The 26,084-nt window shown below is 69.7% G+C and carries 27 protein-coding genes; 18 read left to right on the top strand and 9 right to left on the bottom strand.

Annotation, left to right across the window (positions count from 1 at the left end):
- The first annotated feature begins 221 nt into the window (after positions 1 to 221).
- The 8 genes from rpsB (at position 222) to ABD327_RS14400 (ending at position 6,465) form a co-directional block, all read left to right on the top strand.
- Positions 222 to 1,160 carry a 30S ribosomal protein S2 gene (gene rpsB, locus ABD327_RS14365; RefSeq protein WP_344450849.1) on the top strand — a complete coding sequence of 313 codons (939 nt, stop codon included), beginning with the start codon at positions 222 to 224 and terminating at the stop codon, positions 1,158 to 1,160.
- A gap of 72 nt (positions 1,161 to 1,232) precedes the next feature.
- Complete coding sequence (tsf, locus tag ABD327_RS14370; RefSeq protein ID WP_344450850.1) at positions 1,233 to 2,069, top strand: translation elongation factor Ts; 837 nt, start codon at positions 1,233 to 1,235, stop codon at positions 2,067 to 2,069.
- Between the two features lie 87 nt (positions 2,070 to 2,156).
- Positions 2,157 to 2,915 carry a UMP kinase gene (pyrH, locus tag ABD327_RS14375; RefSeq protein WP_425547113.1) on the top strand — a complete coding sequence of 253 codons (759 nt, stop codon included), beginning with the start codon at positions 2,157 to 2,159 and terminating at the stop codon, positions 2,913 to 2,915.
- Between the two features lie 15 nt (positions 2,916 to 2,930).
- Positions 2,931 to 3,488, top strand: a complete 558-nt coding sequence (gene frr / locus ABD327_RS14380; RefSeq protein WP_344450851.1) for a ribosome recycling factor — start codon at positions 2,931 to 2,933, stop codon at positions 3,486 to 3,488.
- A 59-nt stretch (positions 3,489 to 3,547) separates the two neighbouring features.
- Positions 3,548 to 4,327 (top strand): phosphatidate cytidylyltransferase, encoded by a 780-nt coding sequence (locus ABD327_RS14385; protein ID WP_344450852.1) that lies wholly within the window; start codon positions 3,548 to 3,550, stop codon positions 4,325 to 4,327.
- Between the two features lie 14 nt (positions 4,328 to 4,341).
- Entirely contained in the window at positions 4,342 to 5,478 is a 1,137-nt protein-coding gene (rlmN, locus tag ABD327_RS14390) for a dual-specificity RNA methyltransferase RlmN (protein WP_344450853.1), read from the top strand.
- A 25-nt stretch (positions 5,479 to 5,503) separates the two neighbouring features.
- Positions 5,504 to 6,043 (top strand): DivIVA domain-containing protein, encoded by a 540-nt coding sequence (locus ABD327_RS14395; RefSeq protein ID WP_344450854.1) that lies wholly within the window; start codon positions 5,504 to 5,506, stop codon positions 6,041 to 6,043.
- An 11-nt stretch (positions 6,044 to 6,054) separates the two neighbouring features.
- The gene (locus ABD327_RS14400) at positions 6,055 to 6,465 is read left to right on the top strand and encodes an HIT family protein (RefSeq protein WP_344450855.1); all 411 of its coding nucleotides are present in this window, start codon (positions 6,055 to 6,057) and stop codon (positions 6,463 to 6,465) included.
- A 6-nt stretch (positions 6,466 to 6,471) separates the two neighbouring features.
- On the opposite strand, the gene ABD327_RS14405 is transcribed toward ABD327_RS14400, so the two are convergent.
- Positions 6,472 to 6,936 (bottom strand): Lrp/AsnC family transcriptional regulator, encoded by a 465-nt coding sequence (locus ABD327_RS14405; protein ID WP_344450856.1) that lies wholly within the window; start codon positions 6,934 to 6,936, stop codon positions 6,472 to 6,474.
- Positions 6,937 to 7,146: 210 nt separating this feature from the next.
- Here ABD327_RS14405 and ABD327_RS14410 point away from each other — a divergent pair, with 210 nt between their 5' ends.
- From ABD327_RS14410 to ABD327_RS14435, 6 genes are all read left to right on the top strand, one after another.
- Positions 7,147 to 8,583 (top strand): gamma-aminobutyraldehyde dehydrogenase, encoded by a 1,437-nt coding sequence (locus ABD327_RS14410; RefSeq protein ID WP_344450857.1) that lies wholly within the window; start codon positions 7,147 to 7,149, stop codon positions 8,581 to 8,583.
- 82 nt (positions 8,584 to 8,665) lie between these two features.
- The gene (locus tag ABD327_RS14415; RefSeq protein WP_344450858.1) at positions 8,666 to 9,763 is read left to right on the top strand and encodes an ABC transporter ATP-binding protein; all 1,098 of its coding nucleotides are present in this window, start codon (positions 8,666 to 8,668) and stop codon (positions 9,761 to 9,763) included.
- Positions 9,764 to 9,766: 3 nt separating this feature from the next.
- A complete protein-coding gene (locus tag ABD327_RS14420; RefSeq protein ID WP_344450859.1) occupies positions 9,767 to 10,978 on the top strand; it encodes an ABC transporter substrate-binding protein in 1,212 nt (403 codons plus the stop codon).
- A 26-nt stretch (positions 10,979 to 11,004) separates the two neighbouring features.
- A complete protein-coding gene (locus ABD327_RS14425) occupies positions 11,005 to 11,832 on the top strand; it encodes an ABC transporter permease (RefSeq protein WP_344450981.1) in 828 nt (275 codons plus the stop codon).
- 32 nt (positions 11,833 to 11,864) lie between these two features.
- Positions 11,865 to 12,650, top strand: coding sequence for an ABC transporter permease (locus tag ABD327_RS14430; protein WP_344450860.1), 786 nt, complete (start codon positions 11,865 to 11,867; stop codon positions 12,648 to 12,650).
- Between the two features lie 90 nt (positions 12,651 to 12,740).
- Complete coding sequence (locus tag ABD327_RS14435; RefSeq protein ID WP_344450982.1) at positions 12,741 to 14,150, top strand: NAD(P)/FAD-dependent oxidoreductase; 1,410 nt, start codon at positions 12,741 to 12,743, stop codon at positions 14,148 to 14,150.
- Positions 14,151 to 14,196: 46 nt separating this feature from the next.
- On the opposite strand, the gene ABD327_RS14440 is transcribed toward ABD327_RS14435, so the two are convergent.
- The 8 genes from ABD327_RS14440 to ABD327_RS14475 all read right to left on the bottom strand — a co-directional run bounded on the left by ABD327_RS14440 (position 14,197) and on the right by ABD327_RS14475 (position 22,227).
- The gene (locus tag ABD327_RS14440) at positions 14,197 to 15,477 is read right to left on the bottom strand and encodes a hypothetical protein (protein WP_344450861.1); all 1,281 of its coding nucleotides are present in this window, start codon (positions 15,475 to 15,477) and stop codon (positions 14,197 to 14,199) included.
- Complete coding sequence (locus tag ABD327_RS14445; RefSeq protein ID WP_344450862.1) at positions 15,477 to 15,914, bottom strand: cupredoxin domain-containing protein; 438 nt, start codon at positions 15,912 to 15,914, stop codon at positions 15,477 to 15,479. The genes ABD327_RS14440 and ABD327_RS14445 overlap by 1 nt, the downstream gene beginning before the upstream one ends.
- A gap of 79 nt (positions 15,915 to 15,993) precedes the next feature.
- Positions 15,994 to 16,791 (bottom strand): serine/threonine-protein kinase, encoded by a 798-nt coding sequence (locus ABD327_RS14450; protein WP_344450863.1) that lies wholly within the window; start codon positions 16,789 to 16,791, stop codon positions 15,994 to 15,996.
- Between the two features lie 32 nt (positions 16,792 to 16,823).
- The gene (locus ABD327_RS14455) at positions 16,824 to 18,440 is read right to left on the bottom strand and encodes a cation:proton antiporter (RefSeq protein WP_344450864.1); all 1,617 of its coding nucleotides are present in this window, start codon (positions 18,438 to 18,440) and stop codon (positions 16,824 to 16,826) included.
- Complete coding sequence (locus tag ABD327_RS14460) at positions 18,440 to 19,603, bottom strand: FHA domain-containing protein (RefSeq protein ID WP_344450865.1); 1,164 nt, start codon at positions 19,601 to 19,603, stop codon at positions 18,440 to 18,442. The genes ABD327_RS14455 and ABD327_RS14460 overlap by 1 nt, the downstream gene beginning before the upstream one ends.
- Positions 19,600 to 20,046: a hypothetical protein gene (locus ABD327_RS14465; RefSeq protein ID WP_344450866.1), complete on the bottom strand. Its 447-nt coding sequence runs from the start codon at positions 20,044 to 20,046 to the stop codon at positions 19,600 to 19,602. The genes ABD327_RS14460 and ABD327_RS14465 overlap by 4 nt, the downstream gene beginning before the upstream one ends.
- A gap of 2 nt (positions 20,047 to 20,048) precedes the next feature.
- Positions 20,049 to 21,575, bottom strand: coding sequence for a hypothetical protein (locus ABD327_RS14470; RefSeq protein WP_344450867.1), 1,527 nt, complete (start codon positions 21,573 to 21,575; stop codon positions 20,049 to 20,051).
- A gap of 121 nt (positions 21,576 to 21,696) precedes the next feature.
- Entirely contained in the window at positions 21,697 to 22,227 is a 531-nt protein-coding gene (locus ABD327_RS14475; protein ID WP_344450868.1) for a PH domain-containing protein, read from the bottom strand.
- Positions 22,228 to 22,333: 106 nt separating this feature from the next.
- Here ABD327_RS14475 and ABD327_RS14480 point away from each other — a divergent pair, with 106 nt between their 5' ends.
- The 4 genes from ABD327_RS14480 (at position 22,334) to ABD327_RS14495 (ending at position 26,056) form a co-directional block, all read left to right on the top strand.
- Positions 22,334 to 22,783 carry a winged helix-turn-helix domain-containing protein gene (locus ABD327_RS14480; protein WP_344450869.1) on the top strand — a complete coding sequence of 150 codons (450 nt, stop codon included), beginning with the start codon at positions 22,334 to 22,336 and terminating at the stop codon, positions 22,781 to 22,783.
- Between the two features lie 114 nt (positions 22,784 to 22,897).
- Positions 22,898 to 25,276 (top strand): sensor histidine kinase, encoded by a 2,379-nt coding sequence (locus ABD327_RS14485; protein WP_344450870.1) that lies wholly within the window; start codon positions 22,898 to 22,900, stop codon positions 25,274 to 25,276.
- Complete coding sequence (locus ABD327_RS14490) at positions 25,273 to 25,695, top strand: roadblock/LC7 domain-containing protein (RefSeq protein ID WP_344450871.1); 423 nt, start codon at positions 25,273 to 25,275, stop codon at positions 25,693 to 25,695. Before ABD327_RS14485 ends, ABD327_RS14490 begins: the two co-directional genes overlap by 4 nt.
- A complete protein-coding gene (locus ABD327_RS14495) occupies positions 25,682 to 26,056 on the top strand; it encodes a DUF742 domain-containing protein (RefSeq protein WP_344450872.1) in 375 nt (124 codons plus the stop codon). The genes ABD327_RS14490 and ABD327_RS14495 overlap by 14 nt, the downstream gene beginning before the upstream one ends.
- Positions 26,057 to 26,084: the final 28 nt, after the last annotated feature.

Consider the following 26,084-nt stretch of genomic DNA (forward strand, 5'->3'; position numbering starts at 1 on the left):
CGTTCTGGGGACGGCGGCCGCCCATTCGATTCGTGGTCGGGGGCGCATTCCCCTAAACTGATGACACGGTGCGCGTGGACTCTGTCCACGTGCCCGAATTCTCAGCGTCCGCCGGCCGCCCAGGCGGGACGCGCCTCCCAGGTCTGCATCGTCCTCGTGACGGGGCAGCGGGGTGCGTCCGGACGTGACAGGCAACCGAACACAAGAAGGAGTACGGGCCCATGGCTCCCGTCGTCACCATGCGACAGCTGCTCGAGAGCGGCGTGCACTTCGGCCACCAGACGCGTCGCTGGAACCCGAAGATGAAGCGCTTCATCCTCACCGAGCGCAACGGCATCTACATCATCGACCTCGAGCAGTCGCTCGGGCACATCGACCGCGCCTACGAGTTCATCAAGGCGACCGTCGCGCACGGCGGCACGATCCTCTTCGTCGGCACCAAGAAGCAGGCGCAGGAGGCGATCGCCGAGCAGGCGACCCGCGTCGGCATGCCCTACGTCAACCAGCGCTGGCTGGGCGGCATGCTCACCAACTTCTCCACCGTGCACAAGAGGCTCCAGCGCCTCAAGGAGCTCGAGCTCCTCGACTTCGACGACGTGGCCGGCTCCGGCATGACGAAGAAGGAGCTGCTGGGTCTCAAGCGCGAGAAGGACAAGCTGGAGAAGACCCTCGGCGGTATCCGCGACATGGCGAAGGTCCCCTCCGCCGTCTGGATCGTGGACACCAAGAAGGAACACATCGCGATCAGCGAGGCCAAGAAGCTGAACATCCCGGTCGTCGCGATCCTCGACACCAACTGCGACCCCGACGAGGTCGACTACCCGATCCCGGGTAACGACGACGCCATCCGCGCCGTCAGCATCCTGACCCGCGTGGTCGCCGACGCCGCCGCCGACGGCCTGCTCGCCCGCTCCGGCGGAGGCGCGGGCGCCGACAAGGCCGCCGAGGTCGTCGAGCCGCTGGCCGAGTGGGAGCGCGAGCTGCTCGAGGGCAAGAAGGACGAGGCGCCCGCCGAGGCGCCCGCCGAGGCTCCCGCTGAGGCGCCCGCCGAGGCCGCCGCTGAGGCTCCGGCCGAGGCCGCAGCCGAGGCCCCCGCCGAAGTCGCCGCCGAGGCTCCCGCCGAGGCCGCTTCCGACGCCGAGGCCCCCGCCGCGGAGTAAGTCCTCGCGAGCACGGCCCCGCACGGGGCCGTGCTCGTGCCAGAGCAGACCACGAAAAGGGATTCAAGAACCATGGCGAACGTCACCGCCGCCGACGTCAAGCGGCTCCGTGAGCTCACCGGCTCCGGCATGATGGACTGCAAGAACGCGCTCGTCGACGCCGAGGGCGACTTCGAGAAGGCCGTAGAGACCCTCCGCCTCAAGGGCGCGAAGGACGTCGGCAAGCGCGCCGAGCGCACCGCCGGCAACGGCCTGGTCGCCGAGTACTTCAAGGGCGAGGGCGACGGCACGCTGCTCGAGCTCAACTGCGAGACCGACTTCGTCGCCAAGAACGAGAGCTTCATCGAGCTCGCCGACAAGATCACCAAGTTCGCCGCCGAGTCCGGCGTCGCGGACGTCCCGGCCCTGCTGGGTGCGGAGATCGAGCCGGGCAAGACCGTCCAGGCCCTGATCGAGCAGAACTCCGCCACCATCGGCGAGAAGCTGGAGCTGCGCCGCTTCGTGCACTTCACCGGTGCGTACGTGGCCAGCTACCTGCACAAGTCCGACCCGCAGCTGCCGCCGACCACCGGCGTGCTGGTCCAGCTGGACAAGGTCGACCCGCAGGTCGCCAGGGACGTCGCCCAGCAGATCGCGGCGATGGCTCCGAAGTACCTCACCTTCGAGGAGATCCCGGCCGACGTGATCGAGAAGGAGCGGGCGCTGGCCGAGACCAAGACCCGCGAGGAGGGCAAGCCCGAAGCCGCGATCGCCAAGATCGTCGATGGCCGGGTCAACGCCTACCTGCGTGACTTCGTCCTGCTGGAGCAGGCCTTCGTCAAGGACAACAAGAAGACGATCGCCAAGCTCCTCGACGAGGCCGGCGTCAAGGTCGAGCGTTTCGTCCGTTTCAAGGTCGGCCAGGCCTGAGGCTCTCGCCCAGAGGCTGATCCACTTTCTCCTTAGCCGGGGGAAACCTAAGGTAGAACGTGAAGCAACACCGAGGAGGCCGTCGCCGTGCCGGAAATCCATCAGAATGACGCAGCGACGGCCTCTCACCATGGCTGGAAGCGGGTGCTGCTGAAGCTGTCGGGCGAGGCGTTCGCCGGCGGCCAGCCGCTGGGCATCGACCCGGTCGTGGTGCAGCACGTCGCGGAAGCGATCAAGGTGGCCGTCGACGAGGGCGTCCAGGTCGCCGTGGTCTGCGGCGGCGGCAACATGTTCCGCGGCGCGCAGCTGTCCGAGCGGGGCATGGACCGGGCCCGCGGCGACTACATGGGCATGCTCTCCACCGTGGTCAACTGCCTGGCTCTGCAGGACTTCCTGGAGCGCATCGGCGTCGAGACCCGGGTGCAGACGGCCATCACGATGGCGCAGGTGGCCGAGGCGTACATTCCCCGCCGGGCCGTCCGCCACCTGGAGAAGGGCCGCGTCGTGATCTTCGGTGCGGGCCTGGGCCAGCCGTTCTTCTCCACCGACACCTGCGCCGCCCAGCGCGCGCTGGAGATCGGCGCGGACGCGGTGCTCAAGGGCACCCAGGTGGACGGCGTGTACGACGCCGATCCCCGGAAGAACCCGGACGCGGTGCGTTTCGACCATTTGGACTACGGTGAGGTCCTGCGACGCGGTCTGAAGGTCATGGACGCCACCGCCATCAGCCTGTGCATGGACAACGGCCTGCCCATCGTGGTCTTCGACCTCATGGGGCAGGGCAACATCGTGCGGGCTGTGCGGGGCGAGAAGATCGGCACCCTCGTCAGCCCGGCACAGAACTAGACGGGAGCCAGTGCAGTGATCGATGAGATCCTCCTCGAAGCCGAGGAGAAGATGGAGAAGGCGGTCTCGGTCGCCAAGGAGGACTTCACCGGTATCCGCACCGGCCGGGTCACCCCCGCCATGTTCAACAAGATCATGGTGGAGTACTACGGCGCGATGACCCCGGTGAACCAGCTCGCCTCCTTCCACCTGCCCGAGCCGCGCATGGTGGTCGTCCAGCCGTTCGACAAGAGCTCGCTGGCCGCCATCGAGAAGGCGATCCGCAACAGCGACCTGGGCGTGAACCCGGGCAACGACGGTTCGATCATCCGGGTGGTCTTCCCCGACCTGTCGGAGGAGCGCCGCAGGGAGTACATCAAGATCGCGGGCACCAAGGCCGAGGACGCCAAGATCTCGATTCGCAACATCCGCCGCAAGGCCAACGACGTCCTCGACAAGCTCGTCAAGGACGGCGAGGCCGGCGAGGACGAGGTCCGGCGTGCCGAGAAGGAGCTCGACGAGGTGACCAAGAAGTACGTGGCCTCCATCGACGCGCTACTCGAGCACAAGAAGGCCGAGCTGCTCGAAATCTGATGGCCCAATCGACAGAGCCCGCGGCCAGACGCAATCCGGGACGCAACGTCCCGGTGGCCGTGGGAGTGGGACTGGGACTGGCCGCGCTGGTCCTGGTCTCGCTTTATACGGTACGCGAGTCCTTCATCCTGGTCGTGCTGGTCTTCGGCGGGGTGGCGCTGTGGGAACTGAACTCGGCTTTCGCCGGCCGCCAGATCAGGATCCCGATGCCGCCCGTCGCGATCGGCAGCGCCGCGATGCTCCCCGTGGCCTTCTTCTACGGCCCCGGTGGCATGGTCGTCACCCTGGCGTCGACCGTCCTCGTCCTGCTGATCTGGCGGATGAAGGACGGATCCGAGGGGTACGTCCGAGACACCACCGCCGGGGTGTTCACCGTCGTCTACCTGCCGTTCCTGGTGGGTTTCGCGATGCTCCTGCTGGAGCCGGAGAACGGCGCCCACCAGATCGTGACGTTCATCGCCGTCACGGTGGCCAGTGACATCGGCGGCTTCTTCGTCGGCGCCTACCTGGGCAAGCACAAGATCGCCCCGAAGATCAGCCCGAAGAAGACCTGGGAGGGCTTCGCGGGCTCCGCCCTGACCTGCATGGGGGTCGGCGCCTGGCTGATGGTCTGGCTGCTGGACTCCCCCTGGTGGCAGGGCGTGGTGCTGGGGGCCTGCGTGGTCCTGACGGCCACGCTCGGCGACCTCGTCGAATCCATGATCAAGAGGGACCTGGGGATCAAGGACCTGGGCAGCCTGCTGCCGGGCCACGGCGGGGTGATGGACCGGCTGGACTCCCTGCTGATCACCGTCCCCGTGGTGTGGATCCTGCTCCAGACGTTCCACTCCTTCGCGTGAGCGAGACTGGAAGCATGTCGTCGGAAGAGAACACCCAGAGCGTCCCGCCCCGGCCCGGACAGCTGGTCTTCGCCGGTCCCCGGCGGGCCAAGCCGCCCCGCCACCTGGCCGACCTGACGGTCGCCGAGCGGCGGGAGGCCGTCGCGGCGCTGGGCGAGAAGCCGTTCCGCGCCGACCAGCTGTCCCGCCACTACTTCGACCGCCTGGTCGACGACCCGGCGGACATGCCGGACCTGTCGAAGGCGCTGCGCGAGAAGCTGGTCCCGGAGATGCTGCCGCGGCTGCTCACCCCCGTGCGGGACCTGGCGTGCGACGGAGGCAACACCCACAAGACGGTCTGGAAGGCCTTCGACGGCTCGCTGTTCGAGTCCGTCCTGATGCGCTATCCCGACCGGGTGACGATGTGCGTCTCCTCCCAGGCCGGCTGCGGTATGAACTGCCCGTTCTGTGCGACCGGCCAGGCGGGCCTGACCCGCAACCTGTCGACCGCCGAGATCGTCGAGCAGGTCGCGGCCGGACAGCGGGCGCTCAACCAGGGCAGGGTCGCGGGAGGCCCGGGCCGGGTCAGCAACATCGTCTTCATGGGCATGGGCGAGCCGCTGGCGAACTACAAGGCGGTGCTGGGCGCGGTCCGGCGGATCACCGAGCCGAGCCCGTCGGGGCTGGGCATCTCGCAGCGGGGGGTGACGGTCTCGACGGTGGGGCTGGTCCCGGCGATCGAGAAGCTCACCGAGGCGGACCTCTCGGTGCGGCTGGCGGTCTCGCTGCACGCCCCCGACGACGAGCTGCGCGACACCCTGGTGCCGATCAACACCCGCTGGAAGGTCCAGGAGGTGCTGGAGGCCGCCTGGGGGTACACGCGCAAGACCGGCCGGCGGGTCTCGATCGAGTATGCGCTGATCAAGGACATCAACGACCAGGCCTGGCGGGCCGATCTGCTGGGCAGGCTCTTGAAAGGCAAGCTCGTTCACGTCAATCTGATCCCGTTGAACCCCACTCCGGGATCGAAGTGGACGGCCTCGCGGCCCGAGGACGAGCGTGAGTTCGTCCGGAGGCTGGAGTCGCACGGCGTCGCCGTGACCGTCCGCGACACCCGGGGCAGGGAGATCGACGGCGCCTGCGGCCAGCTGGCCGCCGCCGTGCAGACCTGACGGCCAGCCCCTAGGAGGTCCCCCGGTGGCACGGTTCCCCCGCGTGCTGCGCGGTTACTTCGCGATAGAGGTCGACGCCCTGCTGCTGCGGATCGAGGCCACGCTGGGCCGGAACGACGCGCAGGTGCCCCCGATCACCGCGGACGAGCTGCGCGCGACCAGGCTGAGCGTCGTGCTGCGGGGGTACGACCCGCACGCGGTGGACGGCGCCCTGCTGGAGTACGTGCGGGAGCTGGAGCAGCGGGAGCGGGGCGACCGGGAGCCCTACACCGAGACGGTCGCGGGGCAGGTGCCCTGGCTGGTCAGGTGGATCGAGGAGGCGGAGTTCACGCCGACCCGGCTGCGTCCGGGCTACCGGGAGAAGGAAGTCGACGAGTTCCTGGACCGGGTGATCGCCGGGCTGCGCGGAGTGGCCCCGGCGGTCTCGAGCCAGGACATCCGGGACTGCCTGTTCGGTTCGTCGTTCCTGGGGTCCGGCTACGACGAGGTCGAGGTCGACCGGTTCCTGGACGAGCTCGCCGCGGCTCTCGACCACCTCCAGCGGGCCGGGAGCGCGTCCGGTTAGGCTGGCCGACCATGGCCGACTGCGTCTTCTGCGAGATCGTCTCCGGGCGTTCCGCCGCCCGTCTGGTGCTGGACGAGCCGGAGGCGGTGGCCTTCCTGGACGTCCGCCCGCTGATCAAGGGGCATGTGCTGCTGGTGCCCAGGGAGCACCACGAGACCCTGACGGACGTGCCGCCCGAGAAGCTCGGGCCGCTGTTCACACTGGCGCAGCGCCTGGCGGGCGCCGTGCAGCGGGGCCTGGAGGCCGGCGGCACCTTCGTGGCGATGAACAACAAGATCAGCCAGAGTGTGCCGCACCTGCACGTCCACGTCGTGCCGCGCAACCCCAAGGACGGCCTGAAGGGCTTCTTCTGGCCCCGCCACCGGTACGACTCGGCCGAGGAGATGGCCGGTTACGCCGAACGGATCCGGGCGGAGCTCTGAGGGACGTCAGCGGGTGCCCCAGGAGTAGGTCTGCTTCCTGAGCTTGAGGTAGACGAAGCTCTCGGTGCTGACGACGGCGGGGACGGATCGGATGCGGCCGAGGATCTCGAGCAGCTGCTCGTCGGTCTCGGCGACGAGTTCGACCAGGAGGTCGAAGGAGCCGGCCGTGATCACCACGTAGTCGATCTCGGGCATGGCCGCGAGTTCGTCGGCGACCTCCTCCAGGTCGCCTCGGCACTTGATCCCGATCATCGTCTGGCGGGAGAATCCCAGCATCATCGGGTCGGTGACCCCGACGATCTGCATGACGCCGGTGTCCAGCAGTCGCTGCACGCGCTGGCGTACGGCGGCCTCGGACAGCCCGACGGCCTTGCCGATCGCGGCGTAGGAGCGCCTGCCGTCCTCCTGGAGCTGTTCGATGATCCTCTTGGAGGTCTCGTCCAGGGGGGCTCGGCGCGCTGTCTCGCTCATGACGACATCTTTCCGGTTCCCGGTGGGTAAGGAAGGCCGCAGAACACGCGGGCATCCCATTGAATCGTTCCCTGCTGCGACATCATCCCGCAGGGCGTCCCTTTTCGAGGGATTTCGTTGCGAAACTTGAACTTAACAACGGAATCCCTTGTTACGCGTGGTTATGCTCTGCAAAAGTCAGTCGACAAGGACAGATCGCGGAGGTCGAAGATGACCGGCAAGGCACTCCTGCGCAACTTCGTGAACGGGGAGTACGTCGAGGCACGGGACGGCTCGTTCTCGGACGTCGTCGATCCCAGCACCGGCGAGGTCTACGCGCAGGCCCCGGTGTCGGGGGCCGCCGACGTCGAAGGCGCCTACACCGCGGCCGCCGCCGCGTTCGAGGGGTGGCGGGACGCCACGCCCAAGGACCGGAGCCTGGCGCTGCTGAGGTTCGCCGACGCGATCGAGGCGCGGGGCGAGGAGCTCGTCGCGGCCGAGTGCAGGAACACCGGCAAGCCCGTGCAGCTCACCATGGAGGAGGAGCTGCCTCCCATGGTGGACAACCTCCGCTTCTTCGCCGGCGCGGCCCGGATCCTGGAGGGCAAGGCGACCGGGGAGTACCTGGCCGACCACACCTCCTCGGTCCGGCGGGAGCCGATCGGGGTCTGCGCGCAGGTCACGCCGTGGAACTACCCGATGATGATGGCCGTGTGGAAGTTCGCGCCGGCGCTCGCGGCGGGCAACACCGTGGTGCTCAAGCCGTCGGACACCACTCCGGTCAGTACGCTGCTGCTGGCGGAGATCGCCGCCGAGTTCCTGCCCCCGGGCGTGTTCAACGTCGTCACCGGCGACCGCGACACCGGCCGCGCGCTGGTGGAGCACCCGGTCCCGCAGATGGTCTCCATCACCGGCTCGGTGCGGGCGGGCAAGGAGGTCGCGGCCTCGGCCGCCAAGGACCTGAAGAAGGTGCACCTGGAGCTGGGCGGCAAGGCCCCGGTCGTGGTGTTCGACGACGCCGACATCGCCTCGGCCGCCGAGGGAATCGCGGGCGCGGGCCTGTTCAACGCCGGCCAGGACTGCACCGCCGCGACCCGGGTGCTGGTGCACGAGCGCATCGCTGGGGACTTCACCGCGGCGCTGGCGGAGGCCGCGGCCGACCTGAAGACCGCGGGCCCGGACGACCCCGACGCCTACTTCGGTCCGGTCAACAACGCGAACCAGCTCGCCCGGGTCCAGGGCTTCCTGGACCGGGTGCCCGACCACGCCACGGTCGAGACCGGCGGCGCACGGGTGGGCGACCGGGGCTACTTCTTCGCCCCGACCGTCATCTCCGGCCTGCGCCAGGACGACGAGCACGTCCAGGAGGAGATCTTCGGGCCGGTCATCACCGTCCAGCCGTTCTCGGACGAGGACCTCGCCGTGCGCTGGGCGAACGGCGTGAAGTACGGTCTTTCGGCCTCGGTGTGGACGAAGGACCACGGCAGGGCTATGCGGATGACCCGGCGGCTGGATTTCGGTGCAGTCTGGGTGAACACCCACATACCCTTCGTGTCCGAAATGCCGCATGGCGGCTTCAAGCACTCCGGCTACGGAAAAGATCTTTCTATGTACGGCTTCGAGGATTACACCCGGATCAAGCACGTCATGCACTACCTGGGCACCTGACCCCTCGGCTCCACCAGCCCGGCGGACGGCGTCCCCCGACCGCCCCCGCCGGGCTCCGCACAACCCCCGAAGGACCAACGCAATGACGGAGACCCCCGCCATCGAACTCTCCGGCGTCGTGAAGGAGTTCACGTCGCACGGAGAGGTCGTCCAAGCCGTCAAGGGCGTAGACCTGCGGATCGGGGAGGGAGAGTTCTTCTCCCTCCTGGGTCCGTCAGGGTGCGGCAAGACCACCACCATGCGCATGATCGCGGGTTTCGACGAGCCCACCTCGGGCGAGGTCCTCCTGCACGGTCAGAACGTCGTGGGCGTGCCGCCGAACAGGCGGGACGTGAACATGGTGTTCCAGTCCTACGCCCTGTTCCCGCACATGAGCGTCGCGGAGAACGTCGCCTTCGGGCTCAGGCGCAGGAAGAAGATCTCCAAACCCGAGATCACCCGCCGGGTCGGCGAGATGCTGGAGGTCGTCGGCCTGACCGGACGGGAGAAACGCAGGCCCGCCGAGCTGTCCGGCGGCCAGCAGCAGCGGGTGGCGCTGGCCCGCGCGCTGGTCAACGACCCCCGCGCGCTGCTGCTGGACGAGCCCCTGGCCGCCCTGGACCTCAAGCTGCGCCAGAGCATGCAGGTCGAGCTCAAGCGCATCCAGCGCGAGGTCGGCATCACCTTCGTGTTCGTCACGCACGACCAGGGCGAGGCCCTCACCATGTCGGACCGGATCGCCGTCATGAACGACGGGCGGGTGGAGCAGCTCGGCTCCCCTCGGGAGATCTACGAACGGCCCGGCACCAGGTTCGTCGCGGGGTTCATCGGCACCTCCAACCTCCTGTCCGGCGAGATCACCGACCGGGTCGGGGACAACGCGGTCATCTCCCTCGGCCCGGAGGAGCGGATCGTGGTGCCCGTGAAGGCGGACGCCGGCGGGGAGCTGGAGCTGACCGTCCGTCCGGAGAAGATCGACCTGAGCGTCGAGCAGCCGTCGGGGGAGGGCAGCCGGGTCCGCGGCACGGTCACCGAGGTCATCTACCTCGGGACCTCCACCAACTACAACGTCCGCACCTCTACGGGCGCGGACGTCGTGGTCTTCGTCCAGAACGCCAACAACGCCAATGACATAGCCGTACGGGGGGACAGCGTCTGGCTGTCGTGGGAACCGCGGCACTCTTACGCGATCGGAGCCTGACCCATGAACGAACGCAACCCCCTCCTCCAGCGCGGGCTCACCCACCGACGCGACTTCCTGCGGCTGATGGGCGTCGGCGGGCTCGGCCTGGCCGCCGCCGCGTGCGGCGTCAGCGGGCAGGGCGGGCAGCAGAACGTCACCAAGTCCCAGGTCGAGGAGTTCTGGGCGGGCAAGACCCGCAACGGGAGGCTCGACTGGGCCAACTGGGTCGGCTACATCGAGGACGACCGGGCGACCCTGAAGAACTTCACCAAGGCCACCGGGATCGAGGTGGAGTACAAGGAGGTCATCAACGAGAACGGCGAGTGGTTCGGGAAGATCAACGAGCCGCTGCGCGCCGGGCAGTCCATCGACTTCGACCTCATGGTGATGACCAACGGCATCCAGCTGGAGCAGTGCCGCCAGCTCGGCTACCTCGCCCCGCTGGACCACGCGAAGCTGCCGAACTTCGCCGCGAACGCCGGCGCGTCGTTCAAGAACCCCACCTACGACCCGGACAACACCTTCACCGTCCCCTTCATGTCGGGGATCACCGGGATCGCGTACAACACCAAGTACGTGAAGGAGCCCATCACCAAGTGGGCGGACCTGCTGAACCCGAAGTACAAGGGCAAGATCGGCATGATGGCCGACTCCCAGGAGCTGGGCAACGTCGGCATGTTCCTGACCGGCGTGGACCCGGAGAAGTCGACGCCCGCCGACTGGGAGAAGGCCGCGGCCAAGCTGCGCGAGCAGCGCCCGCTGCTGCGCAAGTACTACAACCAGGACTACATCGAGGCCGTCACCAAGGGCGACGTGTGGATGACGATGGCCTGGTCCGGCGACGCCTACAGCCTGGCGGGGCCCGAGGTGAAGTTCGTGATCCCCGAAGAGGGCGGCACGATCTGGACCGACAACCTCTGTATTCCCAAGACCGCCGAGAACCCGGTGGACGCGCTGGAGATGATCAATTACCTGTACGACCCGCAGGTCAACGCGCCGCTGACGGAGTTCATCACCTACATCACGCCGGTCCCCGGCACCAAGGACGTCCTGCGGAAGAAGGCGGACGCGGCCTCGGGCGAGGACAAGGAGGAACTCGAGTCGTTCCTGACCAGCCCGCTGGTCTACCCCAGCGAGCAGGATCTGGCCCGCCTGCGCCGCTTCCGGACCCTCTCGCAGGAGGAGAAGGAGCAGTACCAGCAGATCTTCACCCCGATCCCGCAGGGCTCGTAGTGCGCAGGAGGCTCACCCCCTATCTGATGGTCCTGCCCGGCGGGCTGTGGCTGCTGGCGTTCTTCGCCGTCCCGCTGGTGATGATGTTGTCGTTCTCGCTGATGACCGGCAACATCATCGACGGGTTCCGGCCGACGTTCCACTGGCAGAACTACACCGAAGGGCTGGAGCGCTACGGCGACAAGTTCGTCCGCTCGCTCTGGTACGGCTTCCTGGCGACCTGCGCGTGCATCGTGCTGGCCTATCCGGCGTCCTACTGGATCGCCTTCAGGGCGGGCAGCCGCAAGTCGGCGTACCTTCTCCTGCTGCTGCTCCCGTTCTTCGTGTCGTTCATCCTGCGGACGGTGTCCTGGAAGTTCGTGCTCGCCGACAACGGGATCGTGCTGGGCACCCTGAAGGACTGGGGGCTGCTGCCGGGCGACTTCCACGTCCTGGGCACCACCTTCGCGGTGATCGCCGGGCTGACGTACAACTTCCTTCCGTTCATGGCGCTGCCGATCTACGTGGCGCTGGAGCGCATCGACTTCCGGGTCGTCGAGGCGGCGCAGGACCTGTACGCCTCGCGCGTCCAGACGTTCCTGCGGGTGGTGCTGCCGCTGTCGCTGCCCGGGGTGTTCGCGGGCGTGATCATGACGTTCATCCCGATCTCCGGCGACTACGTCAACGCCGACGTGCTGGGCGGTCCCGACAACGTGATGATCGGCAACATCATCCAGACCGAGTACTTCACCAACAGCGACTACCCGACGGCCTCGGCGCTGTCGTTCACGCTGATGGCGATCCTGCTCGTCGGGATCTTCCTCTACGCCCGGGCCCTGGGCACCGAGGACGTGCTCGAGGCGGCGAAGCGATGAAGGGGGCTGTGAAGGCGAAAGGCACCGTGAGGATGAAAGGCGCCGTGAAGGGGCGAGGCCTCCAGATCTACACCTGGATCCTCGTCGGCTGGCTGGTCCTGCCGATCGCGGTGATGATCCTGTTCGGCTTCAACGACACCTCCAGCAAGCAGAACTTCGTCTGGGAGGGCTTCACGCTCAAGTGGTACGCCCGCCTGTTCGAGAAGGAGGACCTCACCCGGGCGCTGGTCAACTCGCTGCTCATCGCGGTGCTGAGCACCGTCGTCACGACGGTCCTGGGCACCCTGGTGGGCCTGGCGCTGGGCCGGTACCGGTTCCGCGGCAAGGGCCTGTCCAACATCGTGCTGTTCGCCGCGATCTCCTCCCCGGAGCTGGTGATGGGCGCGTCGCTGCTGTCGATGTTCGTCACCCTGAACATCCCCCGCGGCATCGGGACGGTCGTGGCGGCGCACGTGATGTTCTCCATCGCGTTCGTCGCGGTGACGGTCCGGGCCAGGGCCGTGGGCATCGACCCGGCCCTGGAGGAGGCCGCCGCCGACCTCGGCGCCTCGGACTGGGAGACCTTCCGGCTGGTCACCCTGCCGATGATCATGCCGGGGGTGCTCTCCGGCGCGCTGCTGGCCTTCGCCCTGTCCATCGACGACTTCATCATCACCAACTTCACCAGCGGGACCACCGTGACGTTCCCGCTGTGGGTGTGGAGCTCCACCCGGACCGGCACCCCTCCCCAGGTCAACGTGATGGGCACGTTGATCTTCGCCGTCGGCGTCCTGATCGCGATCGTCAACGTGGTCGGCGCACGCCGCAGGAAGACCTGACACGTGGCCCTAGTCCCGGTCGGGGAAGGATCCGTGGTCATCGTGGCACGGACCCCGGCCGGGGCCCAGGGGACGCAGAAGAAGGGAATCGTGAACGTGCTCAAGGCTCTCGCCGAGGCGGAGCCGACACCGTTCTGGCTGCAGGACCCGGCTCGTCCCGAGCCCTACCCCTCGCTGGTGGAGACGACCACCTGCGACCTGGCCGTCATCGGGGGCGGCTACACCGGCCTGTGGACCGCGCTGCTGGCCAAGGAACGCGACCCGTCACTGGACGTGGTGCTGGTCGACGCGGACCTCGTGGGTGAGGCGGCCTCCGGCCGCAACGGCGGCTTCTGCGCCGCCTCCCTCACCCACGGCCTGTGGAACGGAATGGAACGCTGGCCGCGCCAGATCAAGACCCTGGAGCGGCTCGGCAAGGAGAACCTGGCGGAGATCGCCTCCGCCGTCGACCGGTACGGGATCGACTGCGAATTCGAGTTCACCGGCGAGCTGAAGGTCGCCACCGAGCCGTGGCAGCTGCCCGAACTGGAGGAGGAGGCCGGGCACGGCGCCGCGCTGGGCCACGACATGCGGCTGCTCGATCGCGACGAGATGCGCGCGGAGGTGGACTCGCCCACCTATCTGGGCGGGCTGTGGGACGTGGACGGGGCCGCCATGCTCCACCCGTCCAAGCTCGCGTGGGGGCTGCGCGAGGCCTGTGCCGCGCTGGGTGTCAGGATCTACGAGCGCACGCCCGTCACGTCCATGGAAGGCGACGGCGGGGGAGTCCTCCTGAGGTCTCCTTACGGACGCATCCGAGCACGGAAGGTCGCTTTGGGGACGGGGGCCTTCCCGCCTCTCCTGAAGCGGTTGAAGCACTACCTGGTGCCCGTCTACGACTACGCGCTCATGACCGAGCCCCTGTCCGAGGCGCGGCTGGCCTCGCTGGGCTGGGGCAACAGGCAGGGCCTGTCGGACGCGGCGAACCAGTTCCACTACTACCGGCTGACGTCCGACAACCGCATCCTGTGGGGCGGCTACGACGCGATCTACCACTTCCGCAACGGGGTCCGCTCGGAGCTGGAGTCCCGCCCGGAGACGTTCGCGCGCCTGTCGGAGCACTTCTTCAGGACCTATCCGCAGCTGGAAGGGGTGAACTTCACCCACAGGTGGGGCGGGGTGATCGACACCTGCAGCAGGTTCTGCGCCTTCTACGGCAAGGCGATGGGCGGCAGGCTCGCCTACGCCGTCGGCTACACCGGGCTGGGGGTCGGCGCCACGAGGTTCGGCGCCGAGGTCATGCTCGACCATCTGGAGGTGGGGCCCGCGACGGACGAGCGGGCCGAACGGCTGGGGCTGGCGATGGTGACCGGCAAACCGCTGCCGTTCCCGCCCGAGCCGTTCCGGTTCGGGGCGATCCAGCTGACCCGCTGGTCCATCGCGCGGGCGGACGCCAACCAGGGCAGGCGCAACCTGTGGCTGCGCACCCTCGACCGGTTCGGGCTGGGGTTCGACAGCTGAGCGGCCGGTGCCGGGCGGGTCTCCCGCCCGGCACCGGGCCGGTCGGTCAGGTGGCGAACAGCAGGGCCAGGCCGCCGACGGTGTAGAAGACCATCAGCAGCAGCAGCGGGAGCTGTCCGGTGAGGGCGCGGCGCTTGGGCAGCAGTTCGACCGCCTTGTCGTGGGCGGCGAACACGCCGAGCACGTGCCCGACGACCACGGCCCCGGCCCGGATGACGGCCTGGGTGGTGTCGCTGAGCATCTCGTAGTCGATCACCCAGTCGCGGGTGCCGAGGTGGTCGGCCTGGGTGGCGAAAGGGTCGGTCCACAGCTTCATCGCCTGCTGGCCGCCGAAGACCAGCAGGGTGAAGTAGTGCGCGATCAGGTAGCCGACCGCGATGGGGATCAGCGACGGGGCGAGCGCGGCGGGGGCTCCGGGCCCGATCGGGCGGGTGCACAGCCAGTAGGTGAGCGCCACCAGCGCCACCAGCGCGGCCAGTCCGAGCGTGCCCATCAGGGTGCGCGGCAGCGGTCCCGACTGCACCTGCCCGGCCCACCACGGGGAGCGGGAGAACCCGTCGTAGGCGGTGGAGCCGAGCATCACGCAGACGACCGCGACCAGGCCCGGGCCCGACCGCAGTCCGGCCAGCCCGTCGAACGGGTTGCGGAGCACCAGGCGGCCGTCGGAGCGGCGGCCCAGCGGGGCCAGCCGGCCGATGAACGCCGAGTAGACCTCGAAGGGGTCGCCCTTGTCGAAGAACTCCTTGCCGAACACCAGCGAGCCGACGATCATGACGATCGCGTAGACCGCGTACCAGGTGAGCAGCGCCCAGCCCTCTTCGCGGTCGGGCGGGACGAGCTCCAGCCAGGTGAAGGCGAAGAGGCCGATCGCGGCGGGCCAGTAGCCCAGCCAGGGGGGCGGCTGGGCCAGTGGCCTGCCCCCGCTGATCAGAGACAGGCCCGCGTGCACCGCCCGCAGCGGGTTCAGCAGCTTCCAGACCGGGCCGAACAGCAGCGACAGCGGGACCAGCCCGACCCAGAGGACGACGTAGACCGTCCAGGGCGCGGGGTTGGCCGCGCCGCCCGCGCCGAACAGGGCGGCGGCGACGGTCAGGACGGCGCCGGCGACTCCGATCGCGCGCAGGACGAACCGGGTGATCTTCGAGTCGGCGAAGGACTGGAGTCCGGCCGGTACGGGCCGCCCCTTCTCGCCGTCGAAGCGGGAGTCGCGCCACAGCACGCCCACCGCCATGAAGGAGACCAGGACGGCCAGCGCCGCCCCGGCCATCAGGAACGACAGGGGGATCGGCAGGTCCTGGCGGCCGCCGATCCCGTGGGCGAGGACCATCAGGAGACCTCGAGGTTGAACAGCAGCAGCCCCGAGTCGTGGGTCTCGACCTCGAACCGGCCGCTTTGGTCGGCGGTGAACTCCACCACGGCGGTCTGGCCGGCCTTCAGGTCCGCGGTCTTGTCGTAGCCGTGGACGTGCAGCTCATCGGCCTTGTCGCTGGTGACCTCGATGCGGACCTTGTCGCCCTTGGCGACCTTGTGGGTGGACGGCCGGGGCGCCACCTTGCTGCCGTTGATGTCCACCTTGACCAGCGTCCCGTCGAAGGCGGGCTCACCGGGAGCCGCGGACTCCGTCGCCTCGGCGGTGGCCTCCGGTGAGGCGGTCGCCTCCGACGAGGCGGTGGCCGAGGCCGTCGGCTCCTCCTCGCCGCCGCCGCAGCCGGCGGCGAACAGGGACAGCGCGAGGACGGGGACGAGGAATCGGACGCGGGACACGGGGGACTCCTGGGGCTCGGGGGAGGCTGATCTGGGCCAGTCTAGGGATCCCTCCGAACTCCCCGGATACGGACGAAGGTCACAACAGGGCGGGCGGAAGGGATTCAAGACGCACCGCGAACTCCAACGCGCTCGGCCGGTCGGAGGGTTCCGCCAGGCAGCCGCGGATCGCCTCCGCCGTCCCCGGGGAGATCGAGGGGGAGACGGCGGGAGGGGTGCTCAGCACCGTCCGAAGGGTGAGGATCGTGTCGTCCGCCGGCAGGTCCCCGTACAGGCCGCCGCCGCTCAGCGCCCAGTGCAGCGTCGCGCCCAGGGACCACACGTCCGCCGCGGGCGAGGGGTGCTCACCGCGCAGCAGCCCGGGGTCGGTGAACTCCACCGAGCTGATCCTCCCCATCCCGGTGACCTGGACGCCGGGGGTCAGCACCTGCGACAGGCCCAGGTCCGACAGCTTGGCCCCCCGCCCGGCGAGCAGCACGTTGCCGGGTTTGACGTCCCGGTGGACGATCCCCGCGTCGTGCAGCGCCTGCGCCGCCCGCGCCGCGCACGCCACCGCCCGCACCCGTTCGGCGGTCTCCGCCGGCCGGGAGGGCGCCGCGAGCGACCCGTCGGGCAGGTACTCCATCGAGTAGTAGAAGACCCCGCCCTGCTGCCCGGCGTCGTACAGGGTGACCAGGTGGGGCGAGGTGACGGCGGCGAAGGCCTTCAGCTCGCGGGTGGCGCGGCGGAAGGCGTCCTCGCCGGTGCCGCCCACCACCTTCACGGCCACCAGGTCGGCCTCGACCGGGAGCCGCGGCGGCCTTCTGGCGAGGAAGAACTCGCCATGGTTGCCCTGGCCCAGCGAACGGAGGAACTCGTAGTCGGCAATGCCCTGCATCACAGGTCTCCTGATCGGAAAAGGGATCGTGCTCAAGACCGCGGGAGCGGGGGCGCGGGGGGCATGGGGGCGCCGAGCACCTCGTCGGGCGCGGCGGCGGTGAGGAGGCCGGCCAGTTCGCCCTCGACGTCGGCGCTGAACCGGCTGATCACCTGGACGGACAGGGAGGCGTCCGAGACCGAGGCGGCGGCGGCCTTCAGGACCGACAGGGTGTCGGCCATCTCCGCCAGCTCGGACGACAGCCCGAGGCCCACCTCCAGCCGTTCGACGGGGTAGGGGCGCAGATGGGCCAGCACCAGTTCGGCGCTCTCCCGGCCCGCGGCCCGGGCGGCGCCCTCGGCCGCCAGCTCCGCGGCCCGGGAAAGGTCGTCCACGATCACCATGATCCGGTGCGCGCGGTGCTCGCCCGGCGCGAGCCGTCCGGTCTCGGCGAGTTCGGCCTCGACCCGTTCGCGCGGGTAGAGCCGGCTCAGCAGCGGGCCGGTCATCGCGGTGGTGAGCAGCGCCATGAGGACCATCAGCGAGTACAGCTCGGTGTCCAGGATCCCCCGCTCCAGCCCGACGCTGAGGATGACGATCTCGGTCAGGCCCCGGGTGTTGAGGAGCGCGGCGAGACCCGCGCTCTCCCGGTTCGGCACGCCCAGCAGCCGGGCCGCCGCGTAGGTTCCGGCGAGCTTGCCGAAGATCGCGACGAACAGGATCGCCGCGAGGGTGCCGAAACTGGACACCTGGAGCGCGCCGAGGTCGACGTTGAACCCGGAGACGACGAAGAACATCGGCAGGAGCAGCAGGACCGCCAGCTGCTCCAGGCGCTCCAGGATCTCGTGGTTCAGCCGCTCGGCGGCTCCGCCCCGGGGCATGACCGCCCCGAACAGGAACGCGCCGAAGATGAAGTGCACGTGCAGCCACTCCGTCGCCCATGCCGAGAGGAAGAGGCCGATGAGGACGATCGCGAGCAGATCGGGGGTGAGCCGTCCGGCCTTCTCGTAGGCGGGCACCAGCCGCCGCAGCGCGGGCCGCACCCCCAGGATCATCACCAGTGCGAAGGGCAGCGCGAACGCGATCTTCCACTGGCCCTCGCCGGATCCGGCCAGGGCCACCACCGCGGCCAGCGCCGTCCAGGCCAGCACGTCGATCACCGCGGCGCAGGCGAGCGCGAGCCCGCCCAGCCGGGTGCGGTGCATGCCGCGGTCGGTGAGGATGCGGGCCAGCACCGGGAACGCCGTCGCCGACATGGCCGCGCCCAGGAACAGCACGAACGCGAGCTTGTCGCCGCCGTCGACGTGCTCGTCGGCGATGGCCAGGGCCAGGAGGGCGCCGAGCCCGAACGGCAGCAGCGTCGAGCCGAGGGACACCCCGGCGGCGACCTTGCCCCTGCCCCGGACCAGCCGCTGGTCCAGCTCCAGCCCGACGACGAACATGAACAGCACCAGCCCGACGTCGGCCAGCGCCTTGAGCGGGGCCTGGATCCCGGAGGGGAAGAGGTCCTCGCCGATGAGATCGCCCAGCAGGGAGGGGCCCAGCAGGATGCCCGCGGTGATCTCCCCGATGACGGGCGGCTGGCCGATCAGCCGCGCCCCCGCGCCCAGCAGCCTGGCCAGGACGAGGATCACGACGAGGTCCAGCAGCAGCAGATCGACCCGGAGCATCAGCTTTTCCTATGGGACTCGTAGCGGAACGTGCGGATGCCGCCCACCCGCACCAGGCTGCCCGGACACAGGGTCACCGTCTCCCCCTGGCGGAGCCTGCGCTCGGGCAGGCCGGGCTCGGTCACGAAGGTGCCGTTGACCGAGCCGAGGTCGGTGATCCGCACGTCCCACTGGTCCAGGACGACCTTCACGTGGCGCCGGGACACCGAGCCCTCGGGGTCGGTCATCAGGATCGGCCGCGCCGTGCCGTCCCGCACCTCGGCGGCGGGCTCGGGGCTGCGGCCCGCCACATAGCCGGTGTCGAGCCGGAACGTCGCCCCGTCGTCGAGGAGCAGCACGCCCAGCGGAGGGCGCGGCGCCTGCCGGGGGATCAGGCTCATCTGCACCATCGCGATGCCGCAGATCCCGCAGTACTGGACGCGCGGGTCGTTGAAGTGCCCGTTCTTGCAGTCGGCACCCCACACCAGCGGCCGCGAGTCGGGCTCCGGCGCGGAGGCCGGGCGCGGCGGAGGGGAGGGGGCCTGCTCGGAGGGCAGGAGCAGCACCGACTCGAAGGGCTGGTCCCGGTAGTCCTCGACCAGGGTGACGTTGGCGACCTGCACCGGCTCCGCCCGTCCGGGCGCGGCTCCGTCCCGCGCGGTGGGTCCCTCGACTTCGCTGGCCCTGGCCGTCGGCCCCTCGACCTCGGCGGCGCGGCCCGTACCCGGGGAGCCGGTCAGGCAGAGCAGCCCGCCCCCGGGGACGATCCCGCGGTCGAGCCGCCAGCGGGTGTCGCCGGCGGAGGCGCCGGGGAGCCTCAGTTCGATCTGGTCGACCCGGCCGCCGACGAGCCGGTCGGTCCAGGTGAGGGCGTCCCTGCCGTCGAGCCCGACCTCTCCGGCGGGTCCGGTGATCCGGGCGGTCGCGCCGCCGCTGACCAGGACCGCGACTCCGCCCTCGGCCGGTCCCGCCACCGCGCAGGAGTGCGGTTCCGGCAGGAGGGCGGACAGGATCCGCGCCACCCGGCGGGCGAGGTCGTGTCCCCCGCCGCCCGCCTCGGCCACCTCGGTGAAGGCCTGGAGCAGCCGCTCGGTGCCGGAGGCGCCGTCCGCGCAGACCATCAGCAGCCCGTTCCCGCTCGCCACGATCCCCTCGCCGCGCAGCGGCCTGACGGACGGCGTCATATGAGCCGCCCGCCGCGGAAGCGCCAGCGGATGAACGGGACGCGCATCGGGCCGTTGGCGGCCAGCCACACGGCGAGCCACACCGCGGTGAAGTGCGTCCAGAAGGCCGCGGCCGAGGGCGTCGCCGGGATGCCGGGCACCAGGCCGGCCTTCAGCAGGACGAACAGCAGCACGCCCTCGTTGAGGAGGTTGAGCAGGCCGAAGAGGGAGGGCCAGTCCTTCTCCCACCGGAACTGCATGAGGAGGTGGTAGAGGAGTTCCCAGCCGATCCCGAGGACGGCGACGGACGCCAGCACGACCAGTGCCGTGGTGAGGACGTCGCCGAGAGGGGTCCCGGCGGGCACGCCGGGCAGGACCGGGACGAGCAGGAGGGTGACGACGGGGCCGACGGTGGCGAGGAGGAAGAGCCGGGTCTGGATCCGGCCGAGGAGTGTGGGGACCATGTTCAGACCGCCTTGTTCCGGGCCCACCTGAGCCATTGGGAGGTGGAGCGGATCGGACCGAGTCTTCCGCAGAACCCGCGCCGCGCCAGGTCGTCGGCGATCTCCTGGGCGGCGATCTGCAGCCCGAGGAAGGTGTCGACGCCGGGGAAGTAGCCGCCGAGGGTGGCGGTGCCCGAGGCGTACAGGGCGCCGTCGCCGCTGGCGGTGCCCCTCACCTCGAAGTGCCGTTCGACCTCCAGCCGGTTCACCGGGTTGCGCTGGGCGCCGGAGTGCCTCAGCAGGTCCTCCAGCACCCGGTGTTCGGAGATGTCGGCCTCCAGGCCGGTGCAGTCGATGATGAAGTCCGACAGGAAGCTCTGGCGCCGGCCGTCCTCGCTGCGCAGGTGGGAGACGAGCCGGCCGTTCGGGCCGGGCTCGACCCTGTCGACCACGCCCTGCATGTTGTGGTACCAGCCCTCCTGGCGGCCCTTCTTCATCTGCGACTGCCAGCGGCGGCGCCTGGGGGTGTTGGTGCCGCCCATCTGCTTGTACTTGGCGGCGCGCTCGGCGCCCTCCAGCTTGCGCATCTCCGCCTTGAGCTGCCCGCCCCACACCGACTTGGGGTAGTTGAAGCCCTGGTAGGCCCAGCCGTCGCCGCCCCGGCGGCGGCTCCACAGGTGCGGGCCGTGGGAGCCGGTCACGAAGGTGCGGAAGGCGTGGACGATCTGGGTCTGCAGCCCGTACTTCTCGCGGTCGTCCATCAGCCGCTGCAGGATCCGCGACGCGACGATGCCGCCGCCGCGCACCATCACGGCGCCGGGCTGCGTCTTCAGGAACTCGTACACGTGCTCGTGCGGCTCGTAGGCGTTGACGACGTGGTGGTAGTCCTGGTGCCTCTCGCGGAACTCCTGGAGGTCGGGCAGGAACTTCAGCCCCGGGTAGCCGACGGCCAGGTGCACGAAACGGGACCGGAAGGCGACGCGCCGGGTCGGGGTGGCGCCGGGCGGGGGAGTGAGGATGGTGAAGTACCCGCCGTCCGCCCGCTTGCGCACCATGCGGACGTTGCCCTTGGCGACCATCGAGAAGTAGTCGATGCGCTTGGCCTCGCGTTCGAGGTTGTCGAAGACGGTGCCGGCCCTGGGCGTCCAGTAGTCGTTGAAGACGGGTTCCGTGGCGATGTTGAAGAGGTGCTTGAGGGACCTGTCCTTCCACGCCTCCTCCAGCGCGTAGGACGGGAACCCCCAGAGGTTGTCCGGGCGGGAGCTGGAGTCGGAGCGGATGCGCTCGGTCCGCGGGATCTGCGAGCAGCGGGTCAGGTACTCGTAGGTCTGCCAGGGGTGGTCGAGGTTGGTCAGGACGCGTATCTGAGAGGTGGGGACCCCGTAGACGCGCAGGTAGTCGACTGTCACGAAGGAGCCGATCCCGCCTCCGACGGTGACGAAGGGGACGTCCACCACCGGAATGCCGGAGGCGGCGACCATCCGATCCGTCCACAGCGGACTGCTCAGGAGCTCCTGGGAGAGATCACCGTGAGTAGGAGGTGTCGTCACGTCGCCCGTTCCCCGTTCGCTGGTGGAGTGGTGCCGTCCAAACCTTTGGACGCAGCGACTATGGGGTCGGTTGGGTCCCGGGGAACAGGGGCTGTGGTCCCGTCGGGATCCCGGGGCGGTGTCAGTCGTCGAGGTTCTCGGCGGAGAAGAGGGCGGAGGAGATCTCGTAGTAGAGCTGTTCCGGGTAGGGCATGAAGGTCACCACCCTGAACGCCTGGTCGTCTCCGGCGCTCTCCATGAAGAACGTGCCGTAGTCCAGGATCTCGCCCAGCACGGTGCGTTCCATCCGGATGTCGGTGACCTTGCCGCGCGGGATCATGCCGACGCGGCGGGCGACCAGCCCCCGGATGTAGAGGAGGCGGAGGTCGGTGACGATGAAGAACTCCACCGACCAGGTGACCAGTTTCCAGCCGAGCCGGCCGAGGACGAGGAGCCAGGCGACCCAGACCGCGAGGACGGCCGCGCCTCCGCCGAGCCAGCCGGTGAGCGCGCCGGCGGCGATGAGCCCGCCGAGCACCTCGCAGAAGTAGCGCAGCAGCACGGCGGGGTGGCGGCGCACCGCGATGACGTTGCCCTCGTTCTCCATGAGGTACTTGCGGAACACACGGGCCCTGGTTCGTTCCCGTACGACCATCACCTGGTTGAAGCGCACGGCTTCAGCATCGCACACGGAAGGGCGCTCGCCCCGGTCTCGCGGTCCGGGATCGGCCGTGAAGTAAATCTATAAACTCGACCAACTAGGTGGGTAATATGGCGTCATGGATTCCACAACATTCGCCACCAAGGTGGAGGGCCTCGCCCCCGGTGAGGGGCGGCTGCTCGGTGTCGTCCCGATGGAGGGCACCCGCACCGCGCTGGTGATAGTCGGTCACCTGGTGGAGCTCGGAAGCGAGGGGGAGCCGGCGGACCTCCCCGTCCGGCCGCTGGGCGACGGCCTGGCCGTCGACCCCGTGGCCCGATGCGTGCGCGCGGACGGGCGGACGGTCCCGCTCACGTACCAGGAGTTCGAGCTGCTGGCCCATCTGACGGCCAGTCCTGGCCGGGTGCACTCCCGCGGTCAACTCCTGCGCGCGGTGTGGGGCCACACGGACGCGGGCTCGCTTCGCACGGTGGACGTTCACGTGCATAGACTCCGCAGTAAGCTCGGATCTTACCGCGAGAGGATCGTCACGGTCAGGAGGCTGGGTTACATGTACACCCAGCGCTGACTTTCAGTGACCCCTTTGTTGAGTTTGGGCGAGGTTGACCTACGATGAGCCCGACGTGCAACATGAGCTTTCTGAAAGCCGTGTGACGGCTATTACAGGATTGCGCAGGTTGTCATGGCTTCGCTCAAGCCCCGGACACGTAGCATCCGGGCCAGGATCGCCCTCCTCCTCGTCGTTCCGCTGCTCTCGCTCGTCGGGCTCTGGGGATTCGCGCTGAGCCTCACGCTTCCCGACGCCCAGAGCAAGTTCAAGATCGACACCGCGTACGAGAGCGTCGGCCTCCCCTCCGCCTCCCTGATGGGGGCGTTGCAGTACGAACGGAAGCTGAGCGTCCTGCACGTCGCCGGGAAGCAGGGCCCCGAGGGCGAGGTCTACCAGCAGCTCGTGGGGGTGCGCACCCAGGTCGACCAGTTCCTGAAGACCTACCGCGCCAAGGCGCTCACGAGCGACGTGCGCGACACGGTCGGCGACGACACCGCCAAGCTCATCGACACCTTCAGCACCGAGCTCGACAAGCTGACCGAACTCCGCGAGGACGTCGACGGCAAGCTCGTCAAGCCCGCCGCGGCGACCGACGGCTACACCAAGGCGGTCAACGCGGGCCTCAACGTCTTCGGCTCGCTGCTGCTCGCCGACGACGTCGACCTCTACCGCAAGAGCAACGCCCTCATCTCCTACAACTGGGCGCGCGAGTTCGTCCTGCGGGAGGACCTCGTGGTCCTCACCGCGCTCGCCGACAAGGGCCGCATGACCAAGGCGCAGTCCCAGTCCTTCGGCATCCTGGTCACCGGACACCGGCAGATGACGGCGATGTCCCAGGAGAACCTGGGCGCCTCGATGGCCGCCCTGATGCAGGAGATCTTCAACTCCCCGCACTACGCGGCCTTCAGCCAGCTGGAGAACCAGGTCCTGCAGGCGGCGGCCGGCCCCTCGGGGCGGCTGCCCGCCTCGGTCGCCAAGGACTGGGCCGCCACCACCGACCAGCTCGTCACGCTGTGGACCGACAACGTGAACAAGGCCGGCATGGTCATCAAGAAGGACTCCGAGAAGGTGGGGGACGAGGTCATCTGGCGGCTGGCCATGGCCACGGGAGCGGGCCTGCTGGCGGTCGTGGTCTCCCTCGTGCTGACCGTGGCCCTCGTCCGCAGCCTCGTCAAGGAGATCGCGCAGCTGCAGAACGCGGCCTGGGAGCTGGCCGAACGGCGGCTGCCCTGGGTCGTCGGCAGGCTGCGGCGCGGTGAGAACGTCGACGTGGCCCAGGAGGTGCCGCCGCTGGACATCGGCGCCAGGACCACCGAGGTCGCCAAGGTGGCCGACGCGTTCAACCGGGTGCAGAACACCGCCATGCAGACCGCGGTCGGCGAGGCGCACCTGCGCAAGGGCATCAGCCGGGTCTTCCTCAACCTGGCCTGGCGCAGCCAGTCGCTGCTGCACCGGCAGCTGCGCATGCTGGACGGCCTCGAGCGCAAGGCCGGCGACCCCGACACCCTCAACGACCTGTTCCAGCTCGACCACCTCACCACCCGCATGCGGCGGCACGCCGAGGGCCTCATCATCCTCTCGGGCGCCGCGCCCGGCCGCTCCTGGAGCAAGCCGGTGCACATGTCGGACGTGCTGCGCGGAGCGGTCGCCGAGGTCGAGGACTACACCCGGGTCGAGGCCGTGTCCAACTCCCCGGTGGCGCTGACCGGCGCCGCCGTCACCGACGTCATCCACCTGCTGGCCGAGCTCATCGAGAACGGCACCGCCTACTCGCCGCCGCCCACCGAGGTGCTGGTGCACGGCGAGGTCGTGGGCAACGGGTTCGCCGTCGAGATCGTCGACCGGGGCGTCGGCCTCACCCCCGCGGAGTTCGACGAGCTCAACGAGCGCCTGTCCAGGGCTCCCGAGTTCGACCTCGCCGACACCGACCGGCTCGGCCTGTTCGTGGTCTCGCGCCTGGCCGCCCGGCACGGCATCAAGGTGACGCTGCAGCCTTCGGCCTACGGAGGCGTCAGCGCGGTCGTGGTGATGCCGCACTCGCTGATCGTCCCCGAGACGGCGATCGACGACGAGCAGCCCTCGATCGAGGCCCGCCCGTCCTCGGCTCCGGCGGGCCGCGCCGCCCCGCGGGCGCAGGCGCCCCTCTCCTACACCGCGCCCGGCCAGATCTCCGCCCCGGCCGCCTCGGACTCCGGCGCCTTCCCCGCGTCCGACCCGGCCCCCGGCTCGGGCTCCGGCGCCTTCCCCGTCCCGACACGCACCTCCGCCCCGGCGCGCACCCCCGCCCCGGTCTCAGGGGTCATTCCGCCGAACGAGGAGGGCGGGCTGCCCCGCCGGGTCAGGCAGAACAACCTGGCTCCGCAGCTGCGTCAGGACACCTTCTCCGCCCCCACCGGCTCCGGGGTCCCGGAGGACCGCGCGCCCGAGGAAAGCCGTGATCTCTTCAGTTCGCTGCAGGCCGGCTGGCAGCGTGCCAGGAACGAGAACGACGAGGACGGATACAGATCATGACTAACACCCGCGCCGCGGCCACCGAACTGAGCTGGCTTCTGGACGATCTGGTCACCCGGGTCGGCGAGGTACGCAAGGCCGTCGTCCTGTCCAGGGACGGCCTGGTGATGGGGGTCTCCCAGGGGGTGAGCCGGGAGGAGGGCGACCACCTGGCGGCCCTCGCCTCCGGGCTGCACAGCCTGGCGGGCGGGACCCGCGTCCACTTCGGCGCGGGCGAGGTCCGGCAGACGATCGTCGAGCTGGACACCGGCCTGTTCTTCGTGGCGTCGGCCGGCCAGGGCGCCTGCCTGGCGGTGCTGAGCGAGGCCGGGGCCAACGCGGGACTGGTCGCCTACGAGATGTCGATGCTGGTCAAGCGGGTGCGCCGCCTGCTGTCCGCGGCTCCGAGGCAGCCGGGGGTCGGCGATGGGCAGATTTGACGAACGCTGGGTGGACGAAGAGGCGGGGCCGATCGTCCGCTCCTACGCGGTGGTGCGGGGCCGCACCCAGCCCCGGGGCCTCGCGCTGGACCTGGTGAGCCTGCTGAGCGCGACGGGGAGGGAGCCGCCGCACGGCACGCGGCTGTCCCGCGAGGAGACCCGCATGCTGGCCCTGTGCTGGCAGCCCGCGGCGATCGCCGACCTGGCCTCCGACCTCGACCTGCCGCTGGGCGTGGTGAAGGTGCTCGCCGGCGAGATGTGCCACCTGGGGCTTCTGGAGGTCAGAAAGCCCGGCCGCCGCATGGTGCAGGCGGACCAGGCCCTCCTCCAGCGGGTCCTGGAGGACCTGAAGGCCCTCTGACCCGCTCCCGGCGGAGAGGCGTCCCCCC

It is taken from the genome of Actinocorallia aurantiaca, assembly GCF_039533685.1.
GTDB lineage: Bacteria > Actinomycetota > Actinomycetes > Streptosporangiales > Streptosporangiaceae > Actinocorallia > Actinocorallia aurantiaca.

Coding starts and splice junctions, on each gene's coding strand:
- rpsB (WP_344450849.1), top strand. CDS start 222: ATGGCTCCCGTCGTCACCATGCGACAGCTGCTCGAGAGCGGCGTGCAC.
- tsf (WP_344450850.1), top strand. CDS start 1,233: ATGGCGAACGTCACCGCCGCCGACGTCAAGCGGCTCCGTGAGCTCACC.
- rlmN (WP_344450853.1), top strand. CDS start 4,342: ATGTCGTCGGAAGAGAACACCCAGAGCGTCCCGCCCCGGCCCGGACAG.
- ABD327_RS14400 (WP_344450855.1), top strand. CDS start 6,055: ATGGCCGACTGCGTCTTCTGCGAGATCGTCTCCGGGCGTTCCGCCGCC.
- ABD327_RS14405 (WP_344450856.1), bottom strand. CDS start 6,936: ATGAGCGAGACAGCGCGCCGAGCCCCCCTGGACGAGACCTCCAAGAGG.
- ABD327_RS14410 (WP_344450857.1), top strand. CDS start 7,147: ATGACCGGCAAGGCACTCCTGCGCAACTTCGTGAACGGGGAGTACGTC.
- ABD327_RS14415 (WP_344450858.1), top strand. CDS start 8,666: ATGACGGAGACCCCCGCCATCGAACTCTCCGGCGTCGTGAAGGAGTTC.
- ABD327_RS14420 (WP_344450859.1), top strand. CDS start 9,767: ATGAACGAACGCAACCCCCTCCTCCAGCGCGGGCTCACCCACCGACGC.
- ABD327_RS14425 (WP_344450981.1), top strand. CDS start 11,005: ATGGTCCTGCCCGGCGGGCTGTGGCTGCTGGCGTTCTTCGCCGTCCCG.
- ABD327_RS14430 (WP_344450860.1), top strand. CDS start 11,865: ATGAAAGGCGCCGTGAAGGGGCGAGGCCTCCAGATCTACACCTGGATC.
- ABD327_RS14440 (WP_344450861.1), bottom strand. CDS start 15,477: ATGGTCCTCGCCCACGGGATCGGCGGCCGCCAGGACCTGCCGATCCCC.
- ABD327_RS14450 (WP_344450863.1), bottom strand. CDS start 16,791: ATGCAGGGCATTGCCGACTACGAGTTCCTCCGTTCGCTGGGCCAGGGC.
- ABD327_RS14455 (WP_344450864.1), bottom strand. CDS start 18,440: ATGCTCCGGGTCGATCTGCTGCTGCTGGACCTCGTCGTGATCCTCGTC.
- ABD327_RS14460 (WP_344450865.1), bottom strand. CDS start 19,603: ATGACGCCGTCCGTCAGGCCGCTGCGCGGCGAGGGGATCGTGGCGAGC.
- ABD327_RS14465 (WP_344450866.1), bottom strand. CDS start 20,046: ATGGTCCCCACACTCCTCGGCCGGATCCAGACCCGGCTCTTCCTCCTC.
- ABD327_RS14480 (WP_344450869.1), top strand. CDS start 22,334: ATGGATTCCACAACATTCGCCACCAAGGTGGAGGGCCTCGCCCCCGGT.
- ABD327_RS14485 (WP_344450870.1), top strand. CDS start 22,898: ATGGCTTCGCTCAAGCCCCGGACACGTAGCATCCGGGCCAGGATCGCC.
- ABD327_RS14490 (WP_344450871.1), top strand. CDS start 25,273: ATGACTAACACCCGCGCCGCGGCCACCGAACTGAGCTGGCTTCTGGAC.
- ABD327_RS14495 (WP_344450872.1), top strand. CDS start 25,682: ATGGGCAGATTTGACGAACGCTGGGTGGACGAAGAGGCGGGGCCGATC.